Genomic DNA, 12,216 nt, shown 5'->3' with positions numbered 1-12,216 from the left:
TTCAGGCGAGAACCCCGCCACCGGCGCCACCCGAACCACCCCCGAAGCGGCCGGCCCAGCGGGCCGTCGCCGTCAACGGCAAGACCGTGCGAGGCACGCGCACCCAGACCGCGACCGTGATCCAGTTGCCGGCCGTGATGGACCACCACGGCGCAGTCCTGGCCCAGCGGCAGATCGCCTCCGTTGCGTTGTAGTTGTACCGGTCCCGTCCGGAAGCGACGATCAAGTCGGTCGCCACCGACCTCGGAGTGAACACCGAGACGCTGCCGAACTGGATCCGCGTGTGGGAGGAGGAGCGGGACATCCTGCGCAAGGCAGCCCGGTCTTTCGCGGGAGAGACGCGCTGGTAACCCTCTGCCAGTTCGTTGAGGATCACCAGCGCCGATTCGGCATCAAGCGGCTCTGCGACATCCTGGGCATCGCCCGCTCGAGCTTCTACTACTGGCGCGCACCGCCCCGGACCGCACGGCCCGGCGCACCGCCGATGAGCGGCCCGGGGCCGGGTGGCGATCGCCGACCACATGCGCACCGAGCTCGTCACCGACGCCCTCGCGGCGGCCGAGCGGACTCGCGGCAGCCTCGCCGAGCCGTGATGCACACCGATCACGGGGCCCAGTACACGAGCCGGGCCTTCGCCGCCGCCTGCCGCCGGGCCGGCGTCCGCCAGAGCATGAGCACAGTAGGCAGCAGCACGGACAACGCCGCCACGGAATCGTTCAACACAAGCTTCAAAAGGGAGACGCTGAGGGGGCGAAAGGGCTGGTCGAGCGAGCGTGAGGCCCGCCTCGATGCCTTCCGCTGACTGTGCCGCTACAACAGCCGACGTTGGCCTTCCCGGCTCGGCGCCAGCGATCCCCGATCGCTTACGAGAACACCTTCCACTCAACATCAACTACCCTGACCCGAGCCGCATAGACGTGTTCAAGATCCGGGGTCAAAGCCCAACCACCGCGATGGAATCCGCCGTCTCGATGGTGCCGCGACCTCGCCACCGGGAAGCTGACGATCTAGCGCGTCTACCTGATCACCGGCCTGGATGCCTTCGGCGCCACCCCGGCCGAGCCCGCCGCCTGCATCAGGGGCCACTGGCACGGGCGAACTGTCGAGCAGGTCAGCCACCGAATCCCGCTGACGAATCGAGGCCAATCCTCGTGCGCGTATCAGTCGATCCAGGAAACGAAACCGTTACGGAATGTGGCCGTTTGGATTCCGTGAGAGCTGTTCATCTCCTCGAATTCCCCTACGAAGAAGGCGGCAAGCGACGGGAACACTGCGGGCTCCAACTCGCCATAGTCACCCCACTTGCCCACCTCGCCGGTACGAACATCGATGAACATGCCGCACATTCCATCTTCATCGGAGGCGAAAGGTATCCAGTGCTGATCCCAGACAACACCATCTCCTTGGTTGTTCCATGCCCAGCGCTGATGATCGTAGTTCTTCTCCATCAGACTCAGGTTCAACAGTTCGTGAGCGCACGGAAGAACGTAGTGGCAGTCGTCACCGACAAGAGCCTGGGGGTCATCTGGATGAGGATGGCCGTTGTTGATCTGAAGGAACTCCCGCAACTGGACAGGGAACTCCACACCGAGACGCGCCTCGGTGGAACGTATCTCCTCCTGCGTCGCGGGGCCGCCCAGTGTGGCTCTGCTGGCCGGGGCGTGCTCCTCCAGCCATGCCAGCACTTGCCCCCACGCTTCTCGTACTTCACTCATCATTGACCTCCAGGATTCCATCAACTTGACCCCGCCCTGAAGGGCCGGGCTTGGAGGTAGTGCCCAACTGGCTGGTCTGCTTCCCAGTTCTTCCCCAGAGTCAAGCATGGTCGGATATTCCGCTATGCGCATACACAGATTGAGGTGCTGGAGCCCTGGTCCGCCACTCCAGCCTCGAGAAGCCCGCCGGAGGCGAGCTGACCGAGGCCCAGCAGACCTACAACAAGGATCGATCGCCTGCACGTAACCACGTGCCCACTGCAGCCAGCATCGGGCGCGGCCGGATCCGCCTCTTCCTGAGCGCTGTCCAACTCGGCGAGACGACGTTCCAGGGCGTCGCAGTACTCGCCCAGTGCAGCCGCCTCCCGCCAACGCCTGGCCTCTTCGCCGAGCTTCTCGGCGAGTTGGTCCTGAACAGCTTGCTGCTTGGCCTTCTCCAGCGCCGCCTGCCAGCGGATCTCACGTTCCGCCCTGTGTGGCGTTGCCTTCGGCGAGGTATGCATTCCACGCGTCTGGATCGGCGGGTGTGGGACTCCCGTACCAGCCCGTTCCCCTTGTGGGACTCCAGCAGACGCAGGTCGTCAAGTTGGTGCACGACACGGATCGACCCGAGCGTAGGGCTCGCGCTGAGCAACTCGTGTCCGACGCTCACCGCGGCATCGAGATCTCCTCGTCGGACGTGGACGTCCACGAGGACGATGCGGCTCATTGCAAGAGACCGTGTCCGTCCCACTTCCCGCAGCGTCCGCTTCCCCGGCTTGTGTCAGAGCCTGGTCGTGATTCTCCAGGTCGCTCAGGATCAGCGCGGATTCGCTCGCGAGCGCTGGGGCGTCGAAGGGACTCAGCCAGGGATGCGCCACATCCGCCCTCTTGTCGAGCCCGTCCTGATTGATCGCCACGCGCGGGCTCCTCACCCTCTCTCACGAGCTGATCGAGCAGACCCGGCCCGGCGGAACCATCCGCGTCCCGCTCTCGGATGGCTCTACTCCTGCGAATTGGCCCGGCTCACCGTCCACGCCGACGGGACAGCGTCACGCGGTGGCGCGCTGCTGGGGCACCGCCATTGGAGCGATTCAAGATCGCCGCAACACCCGACCGGCCGTCGATGACCTGGCCGTCAGTGTGAGCAAGCCTGCGCGCCGCCCCACAGAAACATCGACCTGCGCCCGGTGCCGGAAGCGGCCCGGCCCAACGGTAACGGTCCGGGTCGGCGAGCGGCTGGAAGCCAGTCCGCCTCGACCGGGCTGACGAGGTGGGGCCCCACCCGACGTGGAGAGGCTCGCGGAGCCCGCCATTCCTCGCAGGTCGCCGTGACGATGCGCATGATGCTGAAGGGGCGACGTGGCGGTTGCGCGTCGATACTGGAGAACGGGAACGGGGCGTGCGCGGCAGATACGGAGTGTGGTGATGCGGGCACCCGTGGACGATGTTTCCGGTGGTGCTGCCTGGGACGCGGGCGGCTGGCTTGGGGAGCTACGGATCGCGGTCGTGGCCACAAGCGCTGAGGGGACGATCGTGCGCTGGGACCACGGGGCCGAGGCTCTGCTCGGTTATCCCTCGCGAGAAGTCGTGGGCCGGCCCATCGCCGAGCTGCTGCATCCCGGCACCGACCGCAGCCTCGGCCGGTCTCTGTGGGACAGCGCGAGCACCGACCGCGGGGTCATGGCCACCGTGACCACCTGGCACCGCGATGGACATCCACTCGAGCTGGAGATATGGGCGGCCCCCGTCCCGGCGCGCCACCGCGGCGGCACCACCGTACTGATCTTCGCGGCAGACGCCCATACCGCTCGTGGCATCCGCGGTTCCTCCGCGGTATGGGACGGGCTGTTCGTCCGCTCCCCCGTCGGCATCGCCGTGCTCGACACTCAGTTGCGATTCCTCCGCGTGAATCAAGCCTTGCAGGCCATGAACGGCCTGCCCGAGAACGCCCACATCGGACGCCGCGTAGTTGAGCTGCTGCCCACGGTGAACGCCGCCGACATGGAAGCCGCCATGCAGCAGGTCCTGACAACCGGGCAACCAATCCTCGACTTCCGCCGCACCGGCCGCACGCCCGCGGACCCCGACCACGATCGGGTCTGGTCCTGCTCCTACGTCAGGCTGGAAGACCCCGACGGACGAGCCATCGGGCTGACCGCCTCCCTGATCGACATCACCACCCAACAGCAGGCCCAGCTCGAAGCCGAAGCGGGCCGGCGCCGCCTGGCCCTGGTCAACGAAGCCAGCGTCAAGATCGGCACCAGTCTCGACCTGGAGCGCACCGCTCAAGAGCTCGCGGACGTCGCCGTGCCCGACCTGGCCGACGCCGTCACCGTCGATGTGGTCGACTCACTCACCACGGGCGATGACCTCGGCCCGGGCCTGCTCGGCGGCACCGCCCTGCGCCGCCTCGGAAAGGCTCCCCTGGCCGGCTCGCGTATCGCGGACCTCCTCGCCCCGCTCGGACGAACCCTCACCTTCCCCGCCGGAGCGCCCTACACTCAGGTCCTCGCTGATCGTGAACCGTTCGTCATCGCACGGCTCGACGACAAAGCCATCGCCCCTGCTGCCCGCCACTCGCCGGCCCCGGCACGACTTCTCGAGCAGGGAGTCCACTCGTTCATGATGGTGCCGCTGTCCGCCCGCGGCGTCGTGCTCGGCCTCGCCACCCTGTACCGCAGCCGGCCCGTCGGCCCGTTCACCGACGAGGACGTGAGCCTCGCCGTCGAACTCGCGGCCCGCGCCGCCGTCTGCGTGGACAACGCCCGCCTCTACCACCGCGAACACGACACCGCCCTCATCCTCCAGCGCAGCATGCTGCCCCAGTACATCCCCTCCCCCGTGATGATCGAGGTCGCCCACCGCTACCTGCCCGCCGGCGACGTCAACGAAGTCGGCGGCGACTGGTACGACGTGATCCGCCTCGATGACGGCAAGACCGCGCTCGTCATCGGCGACGTCATGGGACACGGCACCGCGGCCGCAGCCGTCATGGGGAGACTGTCCGCCAGCGTCCGCGCCCTGGCGCGCCTCGACCTCCGACCCGAGAACCTCCTGCGCCAGCTGGAAGCCGTACTGGAAGACCTCGCCGAGCCGATGCTCGCCACCTTCCTCTACGCGATCATCGACCCCGTGAGCGGCCTGTGCCGCATGGCCTGCGCCGGCCACCCCCCGCCCGCCGCCGTCTCACCCGACGGAACCGCCCGCCTCCTGGACGTGCCACCCGGCGTCCCGCTCGGCGTCGGCGGCACCCCTTACACCACCACCGAAGTCACCCTCCAGCCCGGCAGCACCCTCCTCCTGTACACCGACGGACTCGTCGAAGCCCGCGGCAGCGACATCGACGAACGCCTCGCTGAACTCACCCACCTCCTCACACAGCCCGCGCCATCCCTCGGCGACCTGTGCGACCGCCTGCTCACCCACCTGACACCCGCCTCCGCCGACGACGACATCGCACTCCTCGCCGCCCGCCTCAACTCCAGCTGAACCTCCGCCGACCGGCCCCGCGACCATCCTCGTCACGCTCTGCGGATGGCTCCATTCCTCCGAATTGGCCGGCTCACCGTCCACGAGGACGGGACAGCGTCCGGCCGCTTCCTCGGCGGTCAGATCTCCTTCCATCCCGCCCGGCCGCAACTGCCGCCGCTACTCGGGCTGCTTGCCGATCTCGACGAAGGCGACGAACTTCAGGCGCTTCTCAGGGCCGACACCTTCAGCGACTGCAACACGCGATCTGTCGCACGGCTCGCCGCCCCACAGTGCTCAGCGCGCTGTGCGCCGCGGACAGCGGCAGCGCGTCAACCACCGGTATGGCGAAGTCGGTTCCGTCGGCCTTCCACCTCAGGATCTAAAGGGTGGTCGTGTGTGACCCGATGCCCCGGCAATTCGAACTATCGGACGGCATGCGGAATTTCGATCGCCGAAGAATGTCGCCCTCGGTGAGCCTTCGTCAACGCCCTTGCGCCAAAAGGAGACATGCACCGACGAGCCGTTGACACGCTTCCTCTCGCGTCACTACCGTCGCGCCCAGCATTTCGAACGTGTGACGAAATATCGAACGCCAGGTAGCGCCGACGTCCCACGCAAGGAGCCGCATCGACATGACGACCAGCAGACGTACGGGAGCCGGCGCCGGGGCGGGCCGCGCCCATCAGCCCGCCCGCCGTCCCGAAGACGTCAGCCGCCGCCGACTTCTGGGGAGCGGAGCCGCAGGCTTCGGCGCGCTCGCCCTCTCCGCCCTCCCCACGGCCCTGCCCGCCGGCGCCCCCGTACACGCAGACGCCGCGCCCGCCGCCTGGGAACCGCCGGCCAACGGCTCCCCGGAGTGGACCGACAACATCGCGATCTTCGACGTCGGCTCCGAGCCGCCGCACACCACGCTCATGCCGTACGCGGACGTCGATCAAGCCCTGGCCGGTGACCGGACCCGCTCGCCATGGCGGCTCGATCTCGACGGGACGTGGCGATTCGCCTGCGCCGACCGCCCTGACCACCGCGACCCCGACTTCCATCGCACCGACCTCGACGACAGCTCCTGGGACACCATCCCGGTGCCGTCGTGCTGGCAGCTGCACGGGTACGACTTCCCGATCTACACCAACATCACGTACCCCTGGTGGGGCGCCAACGGCCAGGGCGAGGAGGCTCAGCCGCCCTTCGCACCGACCCGCTACAACCCCGTCGGCCAGTACCGCCGCACCTTCACCGTCCCCCGGCAGTGGGCGGGACGGCAGGTGTTCCTGCACTTCGAGGGGGTGAAGTCCGCACACTACGTGTGGATCAACGGCGAGCCGGTGGGCTACCGCGAGGACTCCTTCACCTCCGCGGAGTACGACATCACCCCGCACCTCAGGCCCGGCCGCAACCAGATCGCGGTGGAGGTCTACCGCTTCTCCGACGGCGACTGGATGGAGGACCAGGACATGATCCGGCTGAGCGGGATCTTCCGCTCGGTCCACCTCTTCTCCACCCCCACCGTCCACCTGCGGGACTTCAAGCTCGACACCCCGCTCCGCGACGGCTACACGGCCGCCGAGCTGTCCGTCACCGCCTCCGTGCGCGCTTACGGCCCCGACGGGGCATCCGGGAACGGGACGTACACCGTCGAGACCCAGCTCTACGACGCGGACGGGCACCCGGTCTGGCCCCGCCCGCTGCGGCAGCCCGCCGACCTGGGCTCCGCTCCCGCAGGGGAAGACGTGACCGTGCAGGCCGCCAAGGCCGTACCGGAACCGAAGCTGTGGTCCGCCGAGCACCCGAACCTCTACACCGCCGTGCTGCGGCTGCGCGACCCGGCGGGCAGGGTGACCGAGACGCTGTCGCACCGGGTGGGCTTCCGGGAGTTCGCGCTCAGGGACGGGCTGATGCGCATCAACGGCAAGCCCGTCTCCCTGCGCGGCACGAACCGGCACGAGATGCACCCCCGCCGGGGCATGTCGCTGACCCGCGCGGACATGGTCAAGGACATCGAGGTCGTCAAGCGGCTGAACATGAACAGCGTCCGCACCTCGCACTACCCCAACAACCCGCTGTGGCTGGAACTGGCCGACGAGTACGGCCTGTACCTGGTGGACGAGACCAACCTCGAGACCCACGGCATCCGTGACAACTACCCGGGAAACCACGCGGACTGGACGAAGGCATGCGTGGCCCGCGCCAAGAACATGGTCCACCGCGACAAGAACCACGCCTCCGCCGTCATCTGGTCGCTCGGCAACGAGGCCGGCAGGGGCTCCGCCTTCGTCGCCATGAACCAATGGATTCGCTCCTACGACCCCACCCGGGTCATCCAGTACGAGGGCGACGACCGTCCCGGGATCAGCGACATCCGCTCGGAGATGTACACCAAGCCCGCGCAGGTCGAGCAGCGCGCCAAGGACACCGCCGACACCCGGCCGTTCGTCCTGATCGAGTACTCCCACGCGATGGGCAACTCGAACGGCAACTTCAGGAAGTACTGGGACGTCATCCGCCGCTTCGATGTGCTGCAGGGCGGGTGGATCTGGGACTTCGCCGACCAGTCCCTCAGCTGGCCCACTCCGACGCGCAAGCTGTTCACCGAGGCCGGACCCGGCGCGGTGAGGGGCGAGATCCTCGCCCCCAGTGGCACCTTCGACCGCGACAGGGGCGTCAGCGGGGGCACCGTCTTCCAACGCGACGCCGGGCTCGACATCACCGGCTCACTGACCCTGGAAGCCTGGGTGACACAGCAGGTCACCGGCCGCCACCAGCCCGTCCTCGCCAAGGGCGACACCCAGTACGCCCTCAAGCAGACGGGCGGCAACCTGGAGTTCTTCATCCACTCCGGCGGCCGGTGGATCACCGCGAGCTGGCCGCTGCCGCAGAGCTGGACCGGCGCCGAGCACCACATCGCGGGCGTCTTCGACGCGGCGGCGGGCACGCTGGCCCTCTACGTCGACGGCGAGGCCAAGGCCACCAGGACCACTTCCAAGAGGCCCGACAGCACCACCACGCCGCTCGCGCTCGCCACCGACGCGGACAACTGGACCCGGGAGTTCAGCGGCACCATCCGGCGGGCGCGCGTCTATGCCCGCGCCCTGAGCGCGGCCGAGCTCGCCTCCGACTCCCGCGGCCCCGGCGACGACGACGTGCGGTTCTGGTTCGACGCGGCCACAGTCGGCTTCAAGGAGAGGCGGCCCTTGGAGCCGACGTTCCTCGCCTACGGCGGTGACTGGGGCGACAGTCCCAACGACGGCAACTTCGTCGCCGACGGCATCGTCACCGCCGACCGCGGGCACACCGGTAAGGCCGCGGAGATCAAGCAGGTCCATCAGGCGATCAATGTGACGGCCGCCGGCGGTGACGCGGCCTCCGGGCGGGTCACCGTCACCAACGAGTACCTGTTCACGAACCTCCGCGAGTTCCATGGCAGCTGGGCCCTGATCGCCGACGGCGAGACGGTGCAACGCGGAGAGCTGACCCGCGCCCAGCTCGACATCGCCCCGCTGTCCGGCAAGGAGATCACCGTCCCCTTCACACTGCCGGACGACCCGGCGCCGGGCGCCGAGTATTTCCTCCGGCTGTCGTTCACCACCAAGGAGCCAACGAAGTGGGCGAAGGCCGGATTCGAGGTGGCCGGGCAACAGCTCGCCGTCGAGGCCGGCGGCCCCGCCGTGACGCCCCGGCCGCTGGACTCCGTGCCGGCCCTGAGCTACGAGGAAGGCGACGGCTCCGTGACGGTGGCGGGCGAGGACTTCTCCGTCACCGTCGACAAGGGCAGCGGCATCATCACCTCGTACGAGTCGGGCGGCGACCGGCTGATCACTTCAGGCCCCGCGCCGAACTTCTGGCGTGCCCCGACCGACAACGACGTCGGCAACGGACAGCCCCGCCGGAACGGCACCTGGCGCTACGCCGGCAGCGACCGCAAGGTGACGGAGGTCCAGGTGCGCGGGCTGGGCGATCGGGCCGTCGAGATCACCGTGAGGGGAATCCTGCCCACCTCGACGGAGTCCGCGTACACCACGACCTACACGGTCTTCGGCAACGGCGAGATCAAGGTCGACAACACCCTGCACCCGGGCGCGCCAGGTCTTCCGTACATCCCGGAGGTCGGCACGATGCTCTTCCTGCCCGGGCGTCTGGAGCACCTGCACTATTACGGCCGCGGGCCCGAGGAGAACCACTGGGACCGCAACAACGGCACCGACGTGGGGCTGTATTCCGGCACCGTCTCCGAACAGTGGACCCCCTACATCCGCCCGCAGGAGAACGGCAACAAGACGGACGTGCGGTGGGTGGCGCTGACGGATGGCAGCGGCAAGGGGCTGCTCGCCTCCGGAGAACCACTGCTGGAGGTCAACGCCTCCCATTTCACCCCGGAGGACCTGTCGGTCGGTGCCCGCCACGACTACCAGCTGACCCCGCGGGACGAGGTCGTACTACGGCTGAACCACCGGCAGATGGGTGTGGGTGGTGACGACAGCTGGGGCGCGCACACGCACGACGAGTACAAGCTGTTCGCGGGCGAGGACTACTCCTACACCTACCGGCTGCGCCCGCTGGCCGGCGCCCGCGACGCGATGGCGGCGTCGCGCCGGCCGACGGCGACGGAGTTCTCCGCCTAGCTCCGTCTTCGTTCCGGGCTCTGGGGTGCGGAGTGGTCACGTCGCCGAGGGCCCGTGGTCACGTCGCCGAGGCCCGGTTGTCGGCGACATCCTGTCGACGACAGGATGTGTTTGCTGTCTTTTTGAATCTTGCAGTTTCGAACAGATCAGGTGCCAGTAAGGATCAGGTCCGCACTTCGGCCCTCGCATGCCGGACCACCGGACACCAACGGCGTTCGTTGTCTCGCTGCCGTCCGCCGCGCGGAGATGGCCCATTTGACCTCGCGGCCCGACAGGCGTTCCATAGGACATAAAGGACAGATAAGGCTGCTGACAGGAGGCGGCCCACCATGACCACCCGTTCAGACATCACACAACACCCGGACCTGGCCGAGATGCGTTCCCGCTTCGAGCGGGCGACGACCAATCCCCTGGCCCAGGCCGTCGAAGCACTGGCACTGGTGACCGGCGTCTATCTCGCGGCATCGCCGTGGATCGCCGGCTTCAGCGGCGTCACCGCCCTGGCGGTGACCAACCTGATCCTCGGTATCGCCTATGCGGTCTGCATGAGCGGCCTGGGATCCGCGTACGAACGCACTCACGCCATGGCATGGGCGGCATGCCTCATCGGCGCCTTCACGATCATCTCGCCGTGGCTCGTCGCCGGAAACGTCGACACCACGCGAACCGTTGTCAACAACGTGATCGTCGGCGTCGTCGCCCTTCTGTGCGCCCTGGCCATGGCCGCCGGCGCTCGGACCGAACGCGGACGCGGCCGGTCCGTTGGTCCCTCTGCGATGAGCTGACCTGTCACAACCAGCAAGGGCCCCGGCACGAGTGCCGGGGCCCTTGCCGACCGCTCCGACCACAGCTATGGGCCGCGGCGTGACGCTCACGGCCCCGGCGTCGTGCCGCCCTTGAGGCGTTCCAGGTCGTCGGGGCGGACCTGGATCACGATCAGGGCGATCACCGCGGAGAGGGCGGTGAAGACCGCGGCCACGATGAAGGCGGCGGACACGCCGGAGGTCAGGACCTGGTCGCTCCACGGGGCCGGCAGCTGGCCCGTGCGCACGAACCGGAGCCGTTCCGCCGGTGTCGCCTGGGACATGAAGCGAGGGATCTGGTCCTTGGCCTCGTTGGTGCTGGCCGTGCCGAAGACGGTGACCAGGATGGACAGCCCGAGCGAACCGCCCACCTGCTGGGTGGCGTTGAGCAGGCCGGACGCGGCGCCGGACTCGTGCACCGGCACCCGCGAGAGCGCCATCAGGGTCAGTGAGACGAACTGCATGCCCATCCCGAGGCTGAAGACCAGCATGGGGCCGAGGACGCTGCCCGCGTAGGTGGAATGGACGTCGGTCAGGGTCAGCCACGCCAGGCCGATCGCGGTGAGCAGCGCACCGGTCACCATGAAGGGCTTCGGGCCGTACTTCGGCAGCAGTTGCGAGGCCGTTCCCGCGCCCACCGCGATCACGGCGCTGACCGGCAGGAAGGCGAGTCCGGCCTGCAGAGGGCCGAAGCCCAGCACGTTCTGGACGAAGAGGGTGAGGAAGAAGAACATCCCGAAGATCGCCGCAGCGAGGCACAGCATGATGCCGTACGTGCCCGCCCGGTTGCGGTTGTCGAACATGTGCAGCGGGGTGATCGGCTGTTTCGAGCGCCGCTCGACGGTGATGAAGAGCGCGAGCAGCACCACGGCCGCCGCGAAGGACGCCAGCGTGAAACCGTCGCGCCAGCCTTCCTGTGCCGCGCGGATGAACCCGTAGACCAGGGCCGCCATGCCCAGGGTCGAGGTCAGCGCGCCGAGGAGGTCGAAGTGCCCGGGGTGCCGCTCGGACTCCCTGAGGTGGCGCGGGGCGGCGAGCGCGATCAGCAGTCCTATCGGCACGTTGACGAACAGCACCCAGCGCCAGTCGAGCCATTCGACGAGCATGCCGCCCGCCAGCAGCCCGATCGCGCCGCCGCCCGCCGAGACGGCCGCGAAGGCGCCGAAGGCCCGGTTGCGTTCCGGGCCTTCCTTGAAGGTGGTGGTGATCAGGGCCAGCGAGGTCGGTGAGGCGATCGCCCCACCGACGCCCTGGAGGGCACGGGCGGCGAGCAGCTGGCCGCCGTTCTGGGCGAGTCCGCCGAGCAGCGAGGCGACGACGAACAGCAGCACACCGAAGATGAAGACGCGGCGACGGCCGAGGATGTCACCGATGCGCCCGCCGAGCAGCAGCAGTCCGCCGAAGGTCAGCGTGTAGGCGTTGACCACCCACGACAGGGTGGTGGTGGAGAAGTCCAGCGACCTCTGGATGTGCGGCAGCGCGATGTTCACGATGGTGATGTCGAGGACCACCATCAGCTGGCAGGAGGCGATGACGAGGAGCGCCATCGCGTTCCCGCCTCCGCCCCGTTCGGGGGCGGTGTCCGATGTCGCTGATGCCGGTCGCGGGGTGGTCATGGCGCATCGT

The 12,216-nt window shown here is 68.4% G+C and carries 7 protein-coding genes and 1 pseudogene; 4 read left to right on the top strand and 4 right to left on the bottom strand.

Annotated features, from left to right (window positions below; all coding sequences use genetic code 11):
• Position 1: 1 nt before the first annotated feature.
• Positions 2-304 (bottom strand): hypothetical protein, encoded by a 303-nt coding sequence (locus J7E88_RS01540; RefSeq protein ID WP_215176404.1) that lies wholly within the window; start codon positions 302-304, stop codon positions 2-4.
• On the opposite strand from J7E88_RS01540, the pseudogene J7E88_RS35440 reads away from it, so the two are divergent.
• Positions 195-915, top strand: a pseudogene (locus J7E88_RS35440) (DDE-type integrase/transposase/recombinase). The gene J7E88_RS01540 and the pseudogene J7E88_RS35440 overlap by 110 nt on opposite strands.
• Before the next feature lie 245 nt (positions 916-1,160).
• Here J7E88_RS35440 and J7E88_RS01530 read toward each other — a convergent pair.
• A complete protein-coding gene (locus J7E88_RS01530) occupies positions 1,161-1,685 on the bottom strand; it encodes an SMI1/KNR4 family protein (protein WP_215176403.1) in 525 nt (174 codons plus the stop codon).
• Positions 1,686-1,837: 152 nt separating this feature from the next.
• Positions 1,838-2,218 (bottom strand): hypothetical protein, encoded by a 381-nt coding sequence (locus J7E88_RS01525; protein ID WP_215176401.1) that lies wholly within the window; start codon positions 2,216-2,218, stop codon positions 1,838-1,840.
• Positions 2,219-3,122: 904 nt separating this feature from the next.
• Between J7E88_RS01525 and J7E88_RS01520 the strand changes: the two genes are divergently transcribed.
• The 3 genes from J7E88_RS01520 (at position 3,123) to J7E88_RS01510 (ending at position 10,572) form a co-directional block, all read left to right on the top strand.
• Entirely contained in the window at positions 3,123-5,186 is a 2,064-nt protein-coding gene (locus tag J7E88_RS01520; RefSeq protein ID WP_251021989.1) for a SpoIIE family protein phosphatase, read from the top strand.
• Between the two features lie 614 nt (positions 5,187-5,800).
• A complete protein-coding gene (locus J7E88_RS01515; protein WP_215176399.1) occupies positions 5,801-9,787 on the top strand; it encodes a glycoside hydrolase family 2 TIM barrel-domain containing protein in 3,987 nt (1,328 codons plus the stop codon).
• Between the two features lie 329 nt (positions 9,788-10,116).
• Complete coding sequence (locus tag J7E88_RS01510) at positions 10,117-10,572, top strand: SPW repeat protein (protein WP_215176396.1); 456 nt, start codon at positions 10,117-10,119, stop codon at positions 10,570-10,572.
• Between the two features lie 86 nt (positions 10,573-10,658).
• Here J7E88_RS01510 and J7E88_RS01505 read toward each other — a convergent pair whose 3' ends face one another.
• The gene (locus J7E88_RS01505; protein WP_251021988.1) at positions 10,659-12,137 is read right to left on the bottom strand and encodes an MFS transporter; all 1,479 of its coding nucleotides are present in this window, start codon (positions 12,135-12,137) and stop codon (positions 10,659-10,661) included.
• Positions 12,138-12,216: the final 79 nt, after the last annotated feature.

Source organism: Streptomyces sp. ISL-10 (assembly GCF_018614575.1).
Lineage (GTDB): Bacteria > Actinomycetota > Actinomycetes > Streptomycetales > Streptomycetaceae > Streptomyces.
The sequence above is the reverse complement of the archived record's forward strand: the minus strand, read 5'-3'. Positions and strand labels throughout refer to the sequence as shown.

Excerpts from the sequence above, each read along its gene's own strand:
- J7E88_RS01540 (WP_215176404.1), bottom strand. The coding sequence starts at position 304 with ATGTCCCGCTCCTCCTCCCACACGCGGATCCAGTTCGGCAGCGTCTCG.
- J7E88_RS01525 (WP_215176401.1), bottom strand. The coding sequence starts at position 2,218 with ATGCATACCTCGCCGAAGGCAACGCCACACAGGGCGGAACGTGAGATC.
- J7E88_RS01520 (WP_251021989.1), top strand. The coding sequence starts at position 3,123 with ATGCGGGCACCCGTGGACGATGTTTCCGGTGGTGCTGCCTGGGACGCG.
- J7E88_RS01515 (WP_215176399.1), top strand. The coding sequence starts at position 5,801 with ATGACGACCAGCAGACGTACGGGAGCCGGCGCCGGGGCGGGCCGCGCC.
- J7E88_RS01510 (WP_215176396.1), top strand. The coding sequence starts at position 10,117 with ATGACCACCCGTTCAGACATCACACAACACCCGGACCTGGCCGAGATG.
- J7E88_RS01505 (WP_251021988.1), bottom strand. The coding sequence starts at position 12,137 with ATGGCGCTCCTCGTCATCGCCTCCTGCCAGCTGATGGTGGTCCTCGAC.